Origin of the sequence: Butyrivibrio sp. (genome assembly GCF_017635265.1) — a bacterium.
Lineage (GTDB): Bacteria > Bacillota > Clostridia > Lachnospirales > Lachnospiraceae > Butyrivibrio.
Genome location: NZ_JAGBLU010000043.1, coordinates 1 through 19311, shown reverse-complemented (window position 1 = coordinate 19311; position 19311 = coordinate 1). Strand labels below are relative to the sequence as shown.

The 19311-nt window shown below is 38.7% G+C and carries 20 protein-coding genes; 19 read left to right on the top strand and 1 reads right to left on the bottom strand.

Features of this window, described 5'->3' with window-relative positions:
* The 12 genes from J6O61_RS05995 to J6O61_RS05940 all read left to right on the top strand — a co-directional run bounded on the left by J6O61_RS05995 (position 1) and on the right by J6O61_RS05940 (position 13289).
* Positions 1 to 3078 (top strand): AAA family ATPase, encoded by a 3078-nt coding sequence (locus J6O61_RS05995; protein ID WP_292210779.1) that lies wholly within the window; start codon positions 1 to 3, stop codon positions 3076 to 3078.
* 2 nt (positions 3079 to 3080) lie between these two features.
* Complete coding sequence (locus J6O61_RS05990) at positions 3081 to 4583, top strand: LlaJI family restriction endonuclease (RefSeq protein WP_292210776.1); 1503 nt, start codon at positions 3081 to 3083, stop codon at positions 4581 to 4583.
* Between the two features lie 31 nt (positions 4584 to 4614).
* A complete protein-coding gene (locus tag J6O61_RS05985) occupies positions 4615 to 5052 on the top strand; it encodes a very short patch repair endonuclease (protein WP_292210773.1) in 438 nt (145 codons plus the stop codon).
* Entirely contained in the window at positions 5052 to 6497 is a 1446-nt protein-coding gene (locus tag J6O61_RS05980) for an SEFIR domain-containing protein (protein WP_292210770.1), read from the top strand. Before J6O61_RS05985 ends, J6O61_RS05980 begins: the two co-directional genes overlap by 1 nt.
* 104 nt (positions 6498 to 6601) lie before the next feature.
* On the top strand, positions 6602 to 6964 hold the full coding sequence (locus tag J6O61_RS05975) for a hypothetical protein (protein WP_292210768.1): 363 nt from the start codon (positions 6602 to 6604) through the stop codon (positions 6962 to 6964).
* Positions 6965 to 6993: 29 nt separating this feature from the next.
* Positions 6994 to 7479 (top strand): hypothetical protein, encoded by a 486-nt coding sequence (locus tag J6O61_RS05970; protein ID WP_292210766.1) that lies wholly within the window; start codon positions 6994 to 6996, stop codon positions 7477 to 7479.
* A 22-nt stretch (positions 7480 to 7501) separates the two neighbouring features.
* Complete coding sequence (locus tag J6O61_RS05965; RefSeq protein WP_292210764.1) at positions 7502 to 9679, top strand: DEAD/DEAH box helicase; 2178 nt, start codon at positions 7502 to 7504, stop codon at positions 9677 to 9679.
* Positions 9680 to 9799: 120 nt separating this feature from the next.
* Positions 9800 to 11716 (top strand): hypothetical protein, encoded by a 1917-nt coding sequence (locus tag J6O61_RS05960; RefSeq protein WP_292210761.1) that lies wholly within the window; start codon positions 9800 to 9802, stop codon positions 11714 to 11716.
* Between the two features lie 53 nt (positions 11717 to 11769).
* Positions 11770 to 11961 carry a hypothetical protein gene (locus J6O61_RS05955; RefSeq protein ID WP_120742341.1) on the top strand — a complete coding sequence of 64 codons (192 nt, stop codon included), beginning with the start codon at positions 11770 to 11772 and terminating at the stop codon, positions 11959 to 11961.
* 11 nt (positions 11962 to 11972) lie between these two features.
* On the top strand, positions 11973 to 12416 hold the full coding sequence (locus tag J6O61_RS05950) for a flavodoxin domain-containing protein (protein ID WP_292210757.1): 444 nt from the start codon (positions 11973 to 11975) through the stop codon (positions 12414 to 12416).
* A 28-nt stretch (positions 12417 to 12444) separates the two neighbouring features.
* Positions 12445 to 13017 (top strand): hypothetical protein, encoded by a 573-nt coding sequence (locus J6O61_RS05945; RefSeq protein ID WP_292210754.1) that lies wholly within the window; start codon positions 12445 to 12447, stop codon positions 13015 to 13017.
* A gap of 113 nt (positions 13018 to 13130) precedes the next feature.
* Entirely contained in the window at positions 13131 to 13289 is a 159-nt protein-coding gene (locus tag J6O61_RS05940; protein WP_292210753.1) for a hypothetical protein, read from the top strand.
* A 42-nt stretch (positions 13290 to 13331) separates the two neighbouring features.
* On the opposite strand, the gene J6O61_RS05935 is transcribed toward J6O61_RS05940, so the two are convergent.
* Complete coding sequence (locus J6O61_RS05935) at positions 13332 to 13808, bottom strand: hypothetical protein (RefSeq protein WP_292210751.1); 477 nt, start codon at positions 13806 to 13808, stop codon at positions 13332 to 13334.
* A 571-nt stretch (positions 13809 to 14379) separates the two neighbouring features.
* Here J6O61_RS05935 and J6O61_RS05930 point away from each other — a divergent pair.
* The 7 genes from J6O61_RS05930 to J6O61_RS05900 all read left to right on the top strand — a co-directional run bounded on the left by J6O61_RS05930 (position 14380) and on the right by J6O61_RS05900 (position 18782).
* Positions 14380 to 14874, top strand: a complete 495-nt coding sequence (locus J6O61_RS05930; protein ID WP_120742348.1) for a hypothetical protein — start codon at positions 14380 to 14382, stop codon at positions 14872 to 14874.
* 179 nt (positions 14875 to 15053) lie between these two features.
* Positions 15054 to 15695 (top strand): hypothetical protein, encoded by a 642-nt coding sequence (locus J6O61_RS05925; protein ID WP_292210747.1) that lies wholly within the window; start codon positions 15054 to 15056, stop codon positions 15693 to 15695.
* A gap of 316 nt (positions 15696 to 16011) precedes the next feature.
* Positions 16012 to 16236 carry a helix-turn-helix domain-containing protein gene (locus J6O61_RS05920; RefSeq protein ID WP_170832616.1) on the top strand — a complete coding sequence of 75 codons (225 nt, stop codon included), beginning with the start codon at positions 16012 to 16014 and terminating at the stop codon, positions 16234 to 16236.
* 127 nt (positions 16237 to 16363) lie between these two features.
* On the top strand, positions 16364 to 16951 hold the full coding sequence (locus J6O61_RS05915; RefSeq protein WP_292210742.1) for a hypothetical protein: 588 nt from the start codon (positions 16364 to 16366) through the stop codon (positions 16949 to 16951).
* Positions 16952 to 16955: 4 nt separating this feature from the next.
* Complete coding sequence (locus J6O61_RS05910; RefSeq protein ID WP_022763306.1) at positions 16956 to 17168, top strand: hypothetical protein; 213 nt, start codon at positions 16956 to 16958, stop codon at positions 17166 to 17168.
* 146 nt (positions 17169 to 17314) lie between these two features.
* A complete protein-coding gene (locus tag J6O61_RS05905; protein WP_026495897.1) occupies positions 17315 to 17527 on the top strand; it encodes a DUF6462 family protein in 213 nt (70 codons plus the stop codon).
* A 13-nt stretch (positions 17528 to 17540) separates the two neighbouring features.
* Positions 17541 to 18782, top strand: coding sequence for a site-specific integrase (locus J6O61_RS05900; protein ID WP_292210740.1), 1242 nt, complete (start codon positions 17541 to 17543; stop codon positions 18780 to 18782).
* Positions 18783 to 19311: the final 529 nt, after the last annotated feature.

The window sequence follows — 19311 nt, the reverse complement described above, 5'->3', positions numbered from 1 at the left end:
ATGGCTTATACATTTAGGGATGCTATACAAACTGTATACAAGTACCTTGACATTGATGCCGATAAAGCGACAGTCATTGAAGGGACGAATGAAAGAGGAATAGTGTACAGCTTTGATGGAGTGCCTACGGTTATTTTTATATATCCGATAAGCTGCAAACAAGGCAATAAGCAGAACTTCTTTGATACGCGTGATAGTGGTGCCAAGGAAAGAGCGATTACTTGGAACTATGCGATAGAGAATGATTTGCGTTATTTTTGCTTTGGTGTCAATGAGGATCAGGATAGGTACAAAGACTATGTTTTAAGCTTGGAAAGTGATGAGGCTTCTATATCCAATATTTCTTTTAGAAAGTCTGAGTCTACTGGGGCTACAGGGACACAGGTGAACATCCCAAATGATTTTATACCCAAAAGAGATTTTGAAAGGATTCATACTCCAAAAGGATTTTATATAGCAGCTATTAAGAAAGAATACATAAAGGATTATATTAGACTCTTTGATAATAGACCTTATATGAATGATTATGAACAGGATGAAGCTACAGGCGGAGATGAATACCGGAGGGCTGCATCTTACATAAGGGAATATATATCTGAAACGGGATTAGGCTTTAGCGTTGCTAGGGAGGTAATAGATTCTGCAAAACAGGATTTTATTAAAAAGTTTGGACCAGAGGCTTTGTTAAATATTCCTGATGATGAGCTGCTATCTAAGGTGTTTTTCACTGTTGGAGATAATACAGATTCATTGTGCTGCTATCTTGAAATGAACAAAGAATGCAGGGGGCTTTTTGGAAGCATATCAGGAGGGTCTTCATATAAGTTTGGACTTTTCCAAAAGAAAGATACAGGAATTTGGACAACAGGAAGCCCTCAGAAACCAAAGGAACTGACTGAACAGGAAGCTTTTGAATTAGGGAAAGAAATAGTAGGGGCCCTGATCAAAGGTGCAAAGATTATAGAGGAATCAGAATTGCATTCTCTTGAGGATTACGAAAAGTTAGATGATCGCTTGAGAGATGAGGTAGGCGAGCGTTTTTATAATTGGGCATGGTTCCATAAGTATTACAGCATTGTTTATAATGACAAATTGAGCTCTTTTCATAATAATGAATGGCAGAATCATGTTCTACGTTGTTTCTGCATTAGGCCAAGTGAAAAGTATTATGCCAGGAGCGGGCAGATAGCTTTGATACAGAATTATGCTGATCTAAAGTATAGGGAATTTATTGATGCAATTCGGGATAGATTTGGAGAAAGCAAACAGTTTGTGAGGATAGGAACAACCAGCGGAAGCGGGAATCAAAGCTTTGCTGCTGAATGGAAAGAAAAATCTATCGTTGCAATTGGATGGGGACAAACAGGTTCTCTTACGGAATATGATTCGTCTCAAGGTATTGATAAGCAGGCACTTTCGGCAGCGTTAAAGGACAAGTATTATCCTGGAGATGACAGTACCTCAACCAGAAAAGCTGGGGAATTGTCTAGATTCTATAGTACCAACGGCAATACGGTTTTTGTGGCTGTAAAAGGCGAGGAATTAATTGGATTAGTTGATAATATTGGACTTTATAGATATGAGTCACAGGAAGAATTTGCCCATATCAAGGCTGGAAGATGGTGTGTTACTTTTGGAGAGGGAGAGAAGCTTCCTAATCCTTCAGAAGGTAAGCTGACATCTTGCTACGAATTGAGTGATGAAGATAATATGCTTTTTCTATATAAAAAGTATTATTATCCTGACGATATGGAAGACATCGTAGATGATCAGGATCCGGAAGAGTACAACAAGAAGATGTTCAGAAAGTGGATGGAAAAGCAGGTTAAGCCTGAAGGTGATTCTGATGCAGGAGAGACATACAGTTCCAATTCAATTGACCAGTATGTGAGTAATGTTGCGAATACTCCGCTTTATTCTATGTCTGACAAGAGCGTATTTTTCACTACGGATATTAAGCTGATTCAAAAGACTATATCAGAATTAGACAGCGCAGAAAAGAAGAATAACACACAAAGAAGCGCGGTTAAGAAGTATCTGCAATATGTGATCGATACAGGAGAAGGTGACATGAGCGTGGTATTTAAGACCAATATTGAAACAGAATATGAAAGAAACAGAATTGTTTTTGGTGCTCCTGGAACAGGAAAGAGCTTCTTATTGAAGCAAGACTGTGATGGACTTTTGGATGATACTGTCGGAACATATGAGCGTGTAACGTTTCATCCTGATTATACTTATTCGCAGTTTGTAGGAACTTATAAACCTGTAATGGACTCAGACGGAAGAAGTATCAGATATGATTTTGTGCCAGGACCATTCATGAGAGTATATGTTGATGCGCTTAAAAGTGCTCGTACAGAGGCACCACAGCCGCATTTGCTTCTCATAGAAGAGATTAATAGGGCGAAGGTTGCAGCAGTATTTGGTGATGTGTTCCAGCTTCTCGATAGAGATGCAGATGGTGTCAGTGAGTATGAAATCCAGGCATCAGAGGATATTAGAAGATACCTTGCAAAGGAACTCGGCGGTACTGAAGATAAGTATAAAAAAATCAGGATTCCTAATAATATGTTCATCTGGGCAACAATGAACAGTGCGGACCAAGGGGTTTATCCTATGGATACTGCTTTCAAGAGAAGATGGAATTTTGAGTATCTTGGAATTGATGAGAAAGAAAAAGATATAGAGAATATCGGAAAAGTAAATATTGCTAAATATGATGAGCCTGTTGTTTGGAACAGACTTCGTAAGGCAATTAATACTAAGATGTCTAAAGACTTTAACATCAATGAAGATAAGCTTATGGGACCATTCTTCCTGTCAAAGAAGGTACTGGATTCTGATGAAAATGGAATGATCAAGGATCCTGAGAAATTCATGGATGCATTCAAGAGCAAAGTGATTATGTATCTTTATGAAGATGCTGTTAAGCAGAGCAAGAGAAAATTCTTCGATGGGTGTGATAGCAGCAAGTATTCATCTGTATGTGATGCTTTTGATGAGATAGGAATGAACATATTCGGAGCTAATTTCATAAGCAGTTATTATGAGCAAAAAAGGGACGATGCTGAATGAGGATGATTTCCAGATTCGTCAGGGAACAGAGACGATATACAAAGGATGAATTAAAGAAGAGATTCGAATTTGATAGTGAAGAAGCGCTGGAAAGATTTATCCGCACACTTAAGACATTTGGTGTGCTTAAGAGTGTAAGAAATACCGATGAACAACAGGAAATGTCTGATATTGCTGATGAAGATATAGAGATAACAGATGGCTCTGAACAGAGTGGTGTTTGCCTGTATGTTTTTGTGTATGTTGGTGTTATCACATGTGGAAGAAGAATAATAAAGGTATATCCCAAATATCTACTATCAAAGTATTCTGAAGAAGAAAAAATAGATAAAATGCGCCGTATAGTAAAGGTTCTAGAACGGTACAGTAATTCAGAAGAGCAGATAATAAACATATATAATGGTGACGGAGATAATAAAAGCTTTAATCTGCTTGCCGTTATACTCTTCCTTCTTAAAGATTATTTTGAGTATGGAGTATATACCAACAGCGAAGAAATAATTGAGGTAAATGGAGAGGGCGATATTCTATGGGGAAAAACTATAGATGAAAGCTTTGCATTGCTATCTGAGAACAAGCCATATTACATGGAACTGTATACGAGGAAGACAGTTGATGATGATATGGATTATTTCAAGCGCCTTCATGAATATGTTATTACAGAATGCTCAAAGCAGCTTAAGGAAGCTGAACTGACCGAACTGTTTGGGCTGGAAACTGCAGAAATATCCGATGCTGAAATGGATGATTTTGGCGACAAGGAATATATTCTTGAAAGGATCTTCAAAGAGCTCAATGTTCAGTACAATACTCGTAAACAGATTCTTTTAAAAACAATATACGCATACATATCCCAGGATAAGAAACTGTTTGATGATAATTCCGGATTTAGCATGTATGGCACTACTGCCTATCATGCTGTTTGGGAAAAAATGTGTGCAGAGATCTTTGACAATAAGCTGCATAAGACTTTGCGTCAGCTACAGCTGATTAAGCTGCATGCTACTCAACCAAGATCCAAGGTCGATTACATGATTGATGGTCAGCTGATTGAGGTTATAGGGAAACCCATCTGGGAAAATGAAGAAAAAGAAATAAGTGTTCCGGCACAGGAAACACTAATTCCAGATCTTATTACTTTTTATGAGAAGGACGGAGAAAAGCAGTTTATCATCTTCGATGCGAAGTACTACAACATAACGTTGGAAAAAAGACATGGAAGTGATGTGATCAAGGGAAATCCCGGAGTGGGTGATGTTACAAAACAGTATCTATATCATTTGGCATACAGAGAATTTATAGATGTATTTGGCTTTAATAAAGTAAGAAACTGTTTCCTTATGCCGACGGAAGGCGATGAGATCATAAAATATGGCAAGGTAAGAATGCCTATACTTGAGCAGATCGGACTGGAAAATATACAGATCAGGCTTCTTCCAGGAGATAAGGTTGCGGAAATGTATCTTGCTAATCAGAAAATGGATATAGGATTGCTGGAATTGTAGTAATGCTTCGAAGCATATGTGTGAGGCTGACATGGCAGATGTTTTGACACCTGAGCAGCGCAGAAAAAACATGCAGCACATTAAAGGCAAGGACACTAAAATAGAAGTTATTCTGCGCAGAGAGCTATGGAAAAGAGGATACCGGTACAGGAAGAATTATGATAAGCTTCCAGGACATCCAGATATCGTCATCACAAAATATAAAATTGTTATTTTTTGTGATGGCGAGTTTTTTCATGGAAAGGATTGGGAGGTCCTAAGGCCACGGCTTGAAAAAAGTAATAACAGTGAGTTTTGGATCAGTAAGATTTCCAGAAACCGTGAGCGTGACAATGAAATAAACAAGAGGCTTTTATTTGAGGGATGGACTGTTATTCGGTTCTGGGGAACAGATATCAAGAAAAAGCCTGAAGAGTGTATAAGGGTTATTGAGGAAGTTATATTTGATGCGAAGGTAGGGAGAGATTAATGAAGAAAGTTGATAATCCAAAGGTATTTATTTCGTATGCATGGGGGAGCCAGGAATATCAGAATAAGGTGGTATCTTTTGCAACAAGTCTGTCTAATGATGGAGTTGAAGTTGTTTTGGATAAATGGTCTATGGTTGCCGGTAATGATCTTAATGATTTTATGGAGAAAAGTGTTAAGGATCCAAGCATAACTAATGTTATTATCCTTTTGGATGAGAACTATGCAAAAAAAGCAGATGACAGAAGTGGAGGTGTTGGGACTGAGACTCAGATAATATCACCAATGATTTACGCTGCTACAGAGCAAGACAAGTTTGTTCCTGTGATTTTTGAAAGGAACATTGATGGTGGGGTGTGCAAACCTGTTTATTTACAAGGACGATTACATTATGATCTGTCTGATGAAAACAGATATGCATCTGAATATCGGAATCTTGTAAGGCATTTATATGGAATAGAGACCTATAGGAAACCTGAAATTGGAAAGAAGCCTTCATGGGTGGATGAACAAATTGAAATAAAACCACTTTCAGTACTGAAGTATGATTCACTAAAAAAAAACAATTCTGAGGAAATAAAGAAGGATCAGCTTGAGGAATTCTTATTAGATATAGAGAACAGGATAGTTGATTATTCTATGACAAAACCACAGAGTGATTCGTTGGAGGATTATCTGCAGTTATATTCTGCGACATCGGAATTACGCAGTGATTTCTTGGAAATAGTAAGAAATAGTCTGTATGTGAAAAGTTATACACAAAGCATAGCTGACTTTTTTGAGAGAACATATAACAGATTAGACGAGAATACTTCTATTGGGAATGAAATATGCAAGGTGTTCTTACATGAGCTATTTTTATACTTTTTGGCTTGGTTACTTAAAAGAAAGCAGTATAAAGGTATGGGGTATGTTTTTGGAAGAACATATTTTAAGACAAGAGCAGAATATGGTTATGGGTATGGACATAACTACAACATGTTTTACAGCGGATCTCTTCATACAAATCTAGACAGGGCTGTTTGTCAAAAGGACAATAAAAATTATTATTCTGGGACAGCAAACCAATGGATAAGCAATATTGATATTAATTTCTGTACAAAAGAAGATTTTGTTTTTGCTGACTTAATTGCATATAACTATTCTATATATGGCTCAGGGTATAAAGATGATTGGAAGTGGTTTCCTGTAACATACATTTATGATAAGGAGTTCAACAGTAGGGTAGGTGCATTTGCAAGGCAGCTAGTATCCAAGGAAAAGCTTGAAAATGCTGTTAAATTATTTAACTATCAGTCAGTAGAAGAAATGATTGAGTCGTTTAAGGAGATAGAAGAAAAAATTCATCACGGAGAGTACAAAGATTATAGATACCCTAACTGCTTTGAATCTGCACAAATTATAGGGTATTTCGTTAAAGCGGAGGATATGGGCAGTGTAAACTGATAGTGGGATGAGGAAGATAGTAGCAGAGCTAAGATTGCGTATGCCAAAGCACATGGTAAGCCTATAGAGTACTTAGAGCCGCTAGAGAATAAGGAAAACAAACAATGAAAAAAGAATTTATAAAGACAATCATTGTGTCATATGGTGGCTTTTTCAGTGGTGCTGAAAAGAGGACGTTGACTCATGAGGGAGAGAAGATTCTCGTTGAAAGAGAATTCTATAATGGCGCTTTTGATGACGGAAAGATCCTTTATAACGGAAAAACTTGGAGTATGTTGCTTGATGAATTAGACAAGCTTCATATCGATGAATGGGATGAAGCATATGATGATCCTGATGTGATGGACGGAACACAATGGTCGCTGGATATTAAGCTTTCAGACAAAACTGAAGGATTGCATTATTGGGGAAGTAACAAGTATCCTGAAAATTTCGATGTATTTATGAAAGTTATGGAAATGAGATGAGGCCTTTAGACTATCAGAGGGATGATAATATGATAAATGGCTGTGAAGCATGTATTGCCTATCAAGTGCAAAAAGGTATCGCAAAACCAGATCTATGCGAAAATTGCGGGAAACAGGAAATGTCTTGGAGACAAAGTGCGGCCGGCACTCTGTACATGGAATGTTCCAACTGTCACGATACCATTGCTGTTGACTTAAATACCCCTTGTGAATTAGACCCTGTTTTTGGGCAAAAGGTTAAGGTGACAGTTGAACCACAGCAGAGGATGCCAGAAAAAGAGGCTGTTTCGGGGCTGTCAAAAGCTTTTAAAGTTAATGCTTTAGGCATGGTGAAATTGCTTAAAGAGGGGATTTCAATGGAAGTATCGATAAATGAACTTGAAGTAATGATTTCATTGATGGATAGATTTGGTGTTAGATACAGTCTAGAGAACTATGAGGATTGCAAGGTGAAGTATTCATTTTATAAGGATTGTAAGTATCCTTACTCAGCAATGCGTATATTCATGAAATGATCAATGAAAATGGAGTTTTTAAATGGCAAGATCTTTTTCTAAAAAAGATGCTACACGCTTAAAGAGTGAGCACAATAAGCTTTTAAACAGATTGTATAAAGTGATAGATGAGCCTAAAAGATATGCTGCGGATATAAAAGATGCAGCTGATGGTCTGATTGCACAAGAAGTCTTAAATATATTAAGGGATATTCCGGTTGAAGAGCTTAATCGTGACAGGGGCGGTCTGCGTATAAAGAATTTAAGAGATGCAGGCTATAACAATATTGCAGATGTTTCTACTACTAACGTATATGCTCTTGCTTCAATAAACGGAATAAGTCAGGATGCGGCGTATACAATAAAGAGAATAGCTCAGGATTTTACCAATAAAGCTCGCAAAGATACCAAAATCAGGCTGAGTGTAGATTCAAAGACGGCTAAAAATACAGAGTTGGTTTCATCAATTTTCAGGTATAAAGCATTTTCAAGATTGTCAGATAAGGCAGATGATTTACTTAATGATTTTGAACAGAAAATACAATATTTGATTGAGGATCTTGAGCCATCTACTGGTACCTTCAAGTGGCTTTTTACTTCATCGGCAAATAAGCAGAAGGCAGAAGCAGCTTATACTGAGCTGACAGACTTGCTCAATAATGAGTATGGTTCTCAGGCTATGGACATTACAGACCAGGCTAGAGAAGTGGATGGAACAGAAGATAGTGATGCATGGGATGATTTTAAGCAAAAATCTATTGAGTATTTTACTACGCTGGAGAATGTTTATCCGGGCATATTAGGGAACGCCGACGAAGTATATGGATTACCAGAAGATTTAGCCAGGGAAATCCAAGATGAATGTTTCTTCCCTGACGGATTGCTGTGTACTTTGAGAAGATATCAGGAGTGGGGAGTAAAATATACGCTTCATCAGGAAAAGGTTCTTCTCGGAGATGAAATGGGTCTTGGTAAAACAGTTCAGGCCATTGCAGCAATGGTTTCCTTAAAGAATACTGGAGCTACCCATTTTGTAGTTGTGTGCCCGGCAAGTGTTATTACAAATTGGTGTAGGGAGATCCGTAAGCACAGTAAATTGGCTGTGATAAAAGTTCATGGTCAAGGAAGAAAATATGCGCTGAATTCTTGGATTAGGTCAGGTGGTGTTGCAGTTACGACATATGAGACTACAGGCTATTTTAAATTGGAAGATGATTTTAGATTTACGATGCTTGTTGTAGATGAAGCGCATTATATAAAAAATCCGGGAGCGGCAAGATCAAAGAATGTAAAGAAAATATCTGAGCATGCTGATAGAATGCTGTTCATGACAGGTACTGCGCTGGAAAATAAGGTTGATGAAATGATTGCCCTTATCGATATATTACGGCCTGAAATAGCGAGCTCTGTACGAAGCAGAGCATTTATGGCAACTGCACCACAGTTTCGAGAGCGCGTAGCTCCTGTTTATTACAGGAGAAAAAGAGAACAAGTACTAACTGAATTGCCGGAACTTATTGAAAATAAGGAATGGTGCACCATGACACCGCAAGAAGAGGAAATATACGAAAAGACGGTTTATTCAAAGAACTTCATGGCTATTCGTAGGGTGTCCTGGAATGTTGATGATTTGAAATATTCATCAAAAGCTAAGAGACTATTAGAGATAGTTGAAGACGCAAGAGATGATGACAGAAAAGTTATTGTTTTCTCATATTTCCTGGATACTATCGGGGCGGTATGTGAGTTGTTGGGACCTTCTTCCTGCATGAATCCTATAAATGGCTCGATTACACCACAAAGAAGGCAGGAAATAATAGATGAGTTTGACAGTGCTCCAGCTGGGACTGTATTACCAGCGCAGATTCAATCTGGAGGAACCGGTTTGAATATCCAGTCAGCAAGTGTAGTGGTAATCTGTGAACCGCAGTATAAGCCATCCATTGAAAATCAAGCAATATCAAGGGCATATAGAATGGGGCAGGCGCGAAATGTTCTTGTATATAGGCTGCTTTGTGAGGACACTGTTGACGAGAGAATACTGACAATCCTGGAGAGAAAACAGGCTGAATTTGATGCATTTGCAGATAAGTCAGTTGCGGCCAAGGAAAGCATTGAACTAGATGATAAGAGTTTCGGAGACATCATCAAGGAAGAGATAGATAGGATCAATGCAAAGCACGGACGTAGAGGAACTATAGAGGAAGAAGATAACCTGTAAATTAGGAGATTTGATTTGTATAACAAAAACCATGCAAGCCTCATAAAGGAGGCTTGTAATCATTTTACGAAAAGAATACTTATATCGGCAATAATGTTGTCTTTATCGGCATGTGGTTCTGTGAATTCAACAGATAACAATGATCCAGAGCAAGAGTCAGATACGGAAGAAGTAACGCAAGAGCAGGTTGAAACAGTTGATGAGTCTAACGAGAAACAGGAGCCGATTGTCGCTTTGACAGAAGCTGAACTTCGAGAGTTCACAGATCTTTTTAATTCTGATGAGTATAATGGATTCCTTCTAGAATCATATAATTCTCCGGAAGAAATCAATTGGGACTCTGTCTTGGAATTTGGTGCTGGATTATCTGTACAGGATGTTTCTGAAAATGAGATTAGCGATTATCTGGAGTCTAAGGGAGAGAAGGAATTGTATGGGGATCTCTTCGTAATAAGGAAGAGTGAACTGTCAGATTATATTATCAGGCACACAGGACTGAATAATATGACAGAGGATATTATTTCATGGGATTATGTATCGAAGCATGACTCATATTACAAAGAGCATTGGGCTGCGCATCAAAATCAATATACTTGCATATCGGGAGAAAAAGCCGGGGATCACTATGAACTGCGATTTAGAGTAAATTCAGAAGAATTACCGGGGGCAAATGCCGGTAAGAATTATGGAAAGTGGGCTGATCGAGTTCTCAAAATGACTAAAACATCAGACACTATGGTCTTTGAGTCGAATGTTATTCAGTGGGACGACTATTGTGATGAGGAGCAGACATTCGATGTCGAGCTTTCGCAGTATGATGGATCTGTACACTTTGTTACTTATTCAGCAAATCCAGATGAAACGGATATTACGATTGTTAAAGATGGTAAGTTCCTAGCAGATCTGTATACTTCAATATATTCTGAAGATGGGACAAAATATCTGAAGAAAGTCATCGCAGTAGGCTTTTTTGACTTTAATAGTGATGGCATGGATGATATAGCTGTTATAGGCGATTCGGATTTAGGAAAGCATGTTCTGTTATACGAGTCAGTTCCCGGAGATTATCCATTCGAAAGCTTTGCAGATTTGAATGAAGAAAAAATGTCAGACATAGGGTGTGACTTTACAATAGCTGGTGTAAAGGAAGCTTTACTTGGTGATAAACAGAAAGAACAATATAGCAGTTATCAAGATCTTTATATGCATTTGGCAAAAGTTTACAGCATACAAGATGATAAAAACCAATTTGATCTTATTTATGCAGATGCTGACGATATTCCAGAATTTGTTGTCGGTTATCCTGGGTATTGGGTTTCTCTTGTAGCATATGAGAATGGTAAGGCTCATTATCTCATGAATAGATGGCCGTATGGGGCTGGAGGAAATGGCGGATATTCCTATGCACCTAAAAAAGGAATCTATTATAACGGAAATGCAGATTACGCTGGAGCTATTTACTACAACACATATATGTCTAAGCGTGATAAGGGTGAACTTGGGACGGATTATTGGGTTAAAGATAATAACTTTAATGATCTTGATGGTGATGGATGGCCCTCAGATGACGAACTTCAGGCTTCTGGTGAATATGTTGGATCTTCAGAATATCATAACGAAACAGGTAAAGATATGACTGAGGACGAAATTAAAGAGGTAATCAGTCTTTACGAAAGCTATGAAATGAAACAGATTTCAGGCCGTATGGATTATCCGACATTTTTGGATAAGCTCGCAGGAAAAGAAGTGGGTATTACTGAAGAGCAGGCCTTGACGGCAATTAAGAATTATTGTCTTGAGCAGAATGCAGATTTGGAGAACATAGTTAACTCTGGAAACTACACTGTCTACTGGAATGTTGAGTCAATTGATGATGCGGATATTGTCGTATTGTACAGATCTTATACTGGCTCTCAGCTTCGGTATTATATAGACCGGTTCTCAGGAAGTACATACAGCAAAGAGTTCGTTCCTGGCATTACTGAGGAAGAACAGTGGACCGATGAGTATTTTAATGTGAAAGACTATATGAATTAGTATATGATTGCAGTCTGTAGAAGGACGAAATAGATGTGAGGAACAGGAAGATAATGATTGATAAGGAAAGCGCACGTAAGATTTTGCAGGAGAAGCTTGCTGAAAATCTTGTTATAGTGGATTCCTTTGAGAGCCCGGATGCATGGTGTTTCGGGCTTGGACTTATTAATGATGATGGTAAGATTATGCCACTCATGGGAAACAGCACTATAAGGATCAGCAAAGAAACAGGGGAAATGGAGTAAGAGGAGTTTTGATGGGAAAGACGGCTATTGCATATTACAGCAAGCATCATGGAAATACGAAAAAGGTGCTAGATGCGATAAAAGGATATGATCCGGAGGTTGTGCTTATAGATGTTACAGAAAAGCATGAGGTAGACCTGACAGGCTATGACAGGATTGGCTGGGCTTCCGGCATCTATTATCTTAAATTTGCAGAACAGGTTCTGAATTTTGCAAGGGTAAACTTGCCGCCAAATAAGGATGTCTTTTTCATAGCTACAGCAGGTAATCCTACTGGTGGGATTTTTAATGCAATATCAGAAATAACAAAGGGTAAACATTGCAGTGAACTTGGTAGATTTACTGCAAAAGGATTTGACACCTTTGGACCTCTGAAGGTGGTGGGTGGTATTCAGAAAGGCCATCCTACAGAGGAAGAGTGTCAGGCAGCAGTCGAGTTCTATAAGAATCTATAAAGATAACAGAAAGCTTATGAGGAAAAATATGAGCAGTGAAAGAGATCTGACAAAGGATATGCTGGATGAACTGAAGCGTAACGGAATTGTTGCATCATATAAAGATTTTGAGGCCAGGACACAGCGACTGATAAGCCTAAATGATGGATTTGGAGAGATGCTGGATTTTATACCAGATTTTATAATGATAGATCTTTTAAAAGAATTCAAATGTGAATTACTAGGGCAGACATACAGCAATATGGATGAATTGGCAGATGGAATTCTTAATTATAAACATGGTAGCGTTCAGCTTATGAGGAAAATAGCTAGACATTTTTTTGTGTTCAATCCTAATGCAAAGGAATTTGAGTTAGATAAAGCCTTTGAGGGATTTAGCCCGGCACAGTTGGATAAAATGTCGCAGTGGAGTAAGCAGGAACTATTGGATGCGGATATAAATCCATCAATGACAGTTTATGAAATTGATGCTAAAGTCCGTGAAAACGGTAAAAGAAAAAGCATAAGAGTTACTGATGATGAGTATAAAGTGCTAAATGCATACAGCATGGCTGATGATGCGATTAAGGATAAGGTAAGAGGATTACTAAAATTACACTGAATGCGAAACAACCTTATTTCAAAAACGCTATTGAGATTTCTCAATTGGAACTCAATTTGCGGTCAATGACAAATGATCAAAAGTATGATTCAAATTAGTCGGAGGGACATGAGATGAAGAAGTATGTGGGGACTATGTTTTTTGCAATTGCGGTATTGGTGCTGCTTATAGGCATAATAACTCCGGCAGGAATAGTGAGCTGCGCCATAGTTGCAGCGATACTTGCCAGTTTAGGAGTGTTCATCGAAATAAAGCGTCAGCAAATACAGTAAACATGAAAAGCGGTCTGTTCACAGGCCGCTTTCAATAATTAATTATATATCATCTAATGGGTATTCTTCTGCCAGGCGGTCGTACCACTCGTCACGGTGCTTCTTGCGATCCTCATTAGATACCGGCTCCAGCTCTTCAAACAGGAAAGCCGGGAATCCGTGGAAGTCCTCGTATTCACCACCAATTTCTGGTTGTCCTTCAATGGCGAGCATCCCAATTTCAATATCTGTTTCCAGATAAGTGTTCACAATAGTATATTCTTTCCCATATTCTAGAAGCCGCCCTGCAACAATAGGCTTCAGATAATAGGTGAAATCGTCATCGTCGCCCATGAAAATATGGGTATCGGTGGAGAAGTACTGGCTGCGCCTAAGAAGGTAGACTACTTCATCAGTTCCTTCAGAGATGCAGCGGACTTTTCTTTTACGTCTGTCAAAATAGTCAACGTAGGTATCTGGAAATGCTTCAATATTATTCTCATAATCCATCGGATTAAGTTCATCAAATCTAGTATTCATCGTTATCTCCTAAAGTTCGGATTTATTCCCGTTTCTATTTTACATAAGTAAAGGGTTCATCAGCAATGACTATTTATCCCTGCTGCAGCCCCTCCCAAAATGGTGTCATCTTTATTGGACTAGACAAGTGCTATAACAGTGGTATAAGGGGAAAATATGCCTGGCATGATGACTGGACTGGAGGTGAGCTGACCGGCAGGAGGGATTCTTTGGATCTGGTATGAAATCAAGATTGACTTACGTAGAATCCTTAAGAATAGTCTTGCCTACATATTGTCGGACAAAAAGCCTTTTTCTTATCACCGGCCATTTCTACCATACTTATAGAGAGGGCTTATCAACGTGTACAACAACATATATAGCAGCGATTATACCTGGTTCTACGGAGCCAGGTATTTTTTTGCCCTCCTAGGAGGTGGTGAGAGATATGGATGCAGTTTGAAACCCTGTGAGGGGGTAGGAGTACACCCTGTCAGTGCAAGTTATGACACCCTTACAGTGCAGTATAAGACTCTAAGGGTATTAAGGTTACGTGATTTAACGTGTACATTATTACGCAGAGGAAAAAAGTATGGCATATAAAAAAGCAATCAAAAGAAAGATTGTTGATAAGCGCCCGAACAATATGCGCGGAGAAAATTTTAAAAAGATAGTAGGGGATAATCTGACGATTCTGCAGGATACTCTTGGATGGACAAATTCACAGATGGCAGAGCTCCTCGGAATGGCGGAGACAAGCTATGTGAAAATCAAGAGTGGTCTCAGAAGCCTCACACTTGAGAAGGCTGTAATTTTGTATTATTCGTTAGATGTAAATCTTCATAGGCTGGCAGCCAATGATAATTCATACAAGATGTTAATATCAGAAGATCCCAAAGCTCTTTCAGGTAAGAAACCTTTTGATTTTGAATCAGGGCTAAGTGACCTGATAGCAGATATTCAGAATTCAGACAGTTACTGGGAAAGAGCTGAGAAGATTCTGTATGTTTACAAATCTTTTGGAGATATGCTGGCAGTGTTAATGAGCCCGGATTACAAAAAGAATAAGGGCGAGATAGTAGATTAAGAGTTATTTGTTGTTGTATCGTATCAGAAGTTTAGGCAGTAAGAGTTAGTCATCAATTGAACCAGAGAGAACAAGAAGTAATACTCTTGGACTCTCTGGTTTTTCTTTTGCATTAACATGGATGTTATTAGGGGGAATTGTAACAGCTGTTTTTCTTAGTTAAGTAGGGAGGAATCAAAATGATGCACAGATTAACGGCACACCAGCTTGCCATTGAGATTTGCAGAAAGGAGAAGCTAGAATATATTTCTGTACTGATGCTGTCAAAAATGTTACTTGAGAGGTACTGCTATGCTTATGGGCAACCATCAGATATGAGTCCTGAGGAGATAAAAAAGAACAAGCAAGAAATAAGAAGGAAGTACATAAATATCATAACGAAGAAAGGACGCTTTAAGAATGCGGACTATGGTGTTTTTATATGGGAAGTGGTAAAAGCACCATGGTTTAGGGAAAAGTCAGAGATGATCCTTGATGAGATAGAGAAACTTCTTGATGGAGATATTTCAGAAGGGGATTATGATTACGAAAAAGATAAGGATCATGAGGGGAAAAGGCTACGTATCATTCTTAAAGAGAGATTTCTGCGTGGAAAGAACAATATAAAATCTGAGGAGAAAATAGGCACAATGATAGGGGTTTGCCGTGCAACTGTCTTCCGTAAAGAACCTGATGCCATTGTTTTATTTGGCGCGCTTATGTGGAGCTACGCTATGCGCAGGGAACTGGAGGATATCGATGCAGGGGTAATTTCATCTGAGGTTGAAGAGGATGAGCCAGCTGATATCAGTGTTTCAGCAATGGAGCCTGTAACAGAATAATTTTTTTGATATCAGAGCAGCTATGGAGAAATCTGTAGCTGCTTTTTCAATGCGACTAAGGTGCGACAAACATGAGACTGAGATGAGACTGGCATGCGACTAAGGTTAGACTCTGATTAGACAGTATTGCGACAAAGATTAGATTGAATTTAGATTTGGATGCGACTGAAACAGCCTTATTCTGTGGTATTATGCTCACTGTCAAAAAAGAAGGAGGGAAAAGAATTGTTGGGACGAGTGATTATCAGCATTTGCGGTCCTCCATGAACGAGTTTCTTCTATATATAAAGCACTTACTTTTGGAAAGGAATTTATCATGGAGAAATTGTATGGAAGAACCGTTGGGGAAAGAATAAGGATCCTAAGGGAAAGCGCAGGAATCCGGCAGGAAGATTTAGCTAAAGACTTTAAACTTGCTAACGCTGGAGTGGTTTCATTTTATGAAAATGATAGAAGACCGCTGCCAACAGATATAGTCGTTGCATACTCAGATAAGTTTGCAGTATCTACAGACTGGATCCTGAAGGGTGATGCATGTTAGCAGCATATTTTCACACTATACAAATCTTATAAGTTTTATACAGATTGTAAAATGACCTTTGATACTGCAGGACTTACAATTAATAATGTAGAAAAAAGTTCTGCGGTTTCAAAAGGGGGAAACAGTAATGGGAGCAAGAATGAACGCAAGTATTCTCGATAACTATAGGAGAGCTAATGATGAAAAAAGGATAAAGATAGTCCTTGATCATTATTCTAGTTTCATGCCATATGTAAATGCTTATGAAGCAGGGCTTATCAGAACTATAAAAGCAGAACGGGAATATAACAGACGAGTTGCCCTTGGGGATCCTGGTGTGAGAGTCCAGACTTCTAACATTGGAAATCCTACATCCAGCGAAGGCGATGAGGACATGATAGTTCGCCAGGCAGTCAGAGCTGGAGACTATATCACTGCACTTCGTGGTGCTGATAAGTTTGAAACACATAAGTGGGAGATTCTTTTGCTGAAGGACATGAGAGAGATCTACGGGCTTGTAGAAGAGCAAATTGGTTCTCTGGGTGATGAAAAAGATGTATTCAAAAGATACCTCAAACGTGAGTTCAAACTTGCTGCCATTGCTGGTACTGAGGGGGTCACTTCTGAGGCAATGAAGAAGAGATTTGGAACCTTAAGGAAAGACGTGGTAGATAACTCTCTTAAGTGGCTTAAGGAGCAGAGACCTTACTCATATTTGGAACAAAAAGGAGCATAAGGAAATGAGTAACCAGTTGGAGATGGTAAAGAAGACGCGTGGAAATACGAAACGTCTATATACATATGAAGAGATATCACATCTTATTGCAGGGGATAAGAGAACAATAAGAAAGATGGCTGAAGCGTGTGGTGCATACCACTATATAAACAGGGCTACAGTGTATATTGATTATCCAATATTAGAAGAATTTATTTTGTCACATAAGAATCGGTAACGTATGAATAAGACTTGGCAGATTCAGATTAGTTCTTGCTACAGCGCTCGAATAGAGTCATAATAATATTGTGCTGAAGTACTTTTCATGAATTACAGCCAAGTCTAATTTCATAAAACGTCTTTAACTTTGCAGAAAGGAATCAAATGGGCAATGACATTGCTACAGTAAAAGAGACTAAAGCAAAGGCGACAAGACTGATGCGACTCAAAGAAGCTTCGGAGTATTTTAAGGTCGGCAGAGCAACTATGAAAAAGTTGGCAGAAGCCTGCGGAGCTTATTATCCACATAGTAAGACGCTTGTTTTTGTGGATCCGGAACTTGTAGAGGAGTATTTACGAACCGCGAAAAAACGGTAGTTATGGAGGAAGAATGGCAAATTCAAGAAAAGACTTGAAAGGTAACACCCTCTTCCGCGGAGAACATCAGAGAAAATCAGACAAGCGTTATATGTATATCTACACCGATCCTATCGGCAGGAAGAAATACATATATGCAGATAATCTGTTAGAACTTAGACGGAAAGAGGACAAATTAAAAAAGGATCAGCTGGATGGACTTGATATCTATGCTGCAGGCCTTGCAACCATCAATTCTACATATGACAGATACATTTCAACAAGGATAGACCTGAAGGATTCGACACAGAGCAACTACGAATATACTTACGAGCGTTATGTCAGAGAAGACTTCGGAAAAAAGAAACTTGTTGATGTAAAGTATTCCGATGTGTTGCAGTTCTACACCTTTTTACATTCGGAAAGGCATCTTTCATTTTCTACTATTGAATCTGTAGATGGATTGTTGCATCCAACATTCGAGTTGGCTGTAAGAGATGATATAATAAGAAAGAACCCGACCGAAGGAGCAAAGAGAGAACTTGCAAAGAGACTTCCTAAGACGGAAACGGAAAGGCAGGCACTTACTCCAGAGCAACAAAAAGCCTTTATGGAATATGTTGCTATGAGCCCGGTGTATTATCATTGGTGGCCGCTTTTTACTGTACTTCTTGGAACGGGGATGCGAATTGGAGAATGCACTGGCCTTCGTTGGCAGGACATCGATCTGAAAGAGGGATGGATAGATGTTAATCATACACTGTCGTACTACCCTCAGAAGGGTTCACGCACATCAAAGCTAAGGATCTCAACACCTAAGACCAAAGCAGGTTGTAGAATAATCCCTATGATGGATGCTGTTAAAGAAGCATTCCAATTTGAAAAGGAAAACCAACTTGCAGGCAAGGGGTACAATCAGACTGTAGTAGACGGATATTCGGGATTCATTTTCCAAAACAAGTATGGCTCAGTAATGAGCGCTGCCTCAGTTAATAAAGCAATTAAAAGAATCTACAATGATTACAATCATGAGGAAGAGATTGATGCTGTTAGGGAAGATAGGGAACCGATAATACTTCCGCATTTCACGTGTCACTATCTGAGACGTACATTTGCTACAAGGCTCTGTGAGGTGGAAGACAATCCAAAAGTGATCCAGGCAGTGATGGGACACAGACAGATTTCTACTACATATGAAATCTATGCTGATTCGTCAGATCGGAGAAACAAAGAATCAATCAATAAGCTTGCAGCAAAGCTTAATGGCGTTTTCTAAAATGGTACTCCGAAAAGAATTTTTCTGACAAACCAAAATTGACAAAACAACATTCTGACAAACGAGCATAATTATCCAAAGGAAAAGCGCAAAAGTCTATGGAAAGTATACGCTGAAACAAGTACGAAATATCGTGACTGATACAGCCTTTGACAAACAGCTGACAAATCTGTGGGGAAGTCAAATGAACGTAGATGTTCTCAAATGCGTAACCCCAAAAGTACAGTAATGAAGATAGATGCTCGTATATGATCTCAAATGCTTCCAGATGCTTAAGCGGTCGAAAAAATCCCGACGCTCAAAAGCGTGAACTAAGGAAAGCCAGTATTTACAAGGCTTTCAAGGATTTAATAAAGCAATTTGCAACGATTTTGCAACAAAATAGGGATTGATAATGCGTGATAGTGCGTAAAAATCATCCCAAATACATTCTCACAAGTTTAATAATTTAGCACGACAAGGACATTTTCCAAGAGAAATCTTAGAAGATGTCCTTTTTCGTTATGGTCAAAAATTATTTTACAAAGGA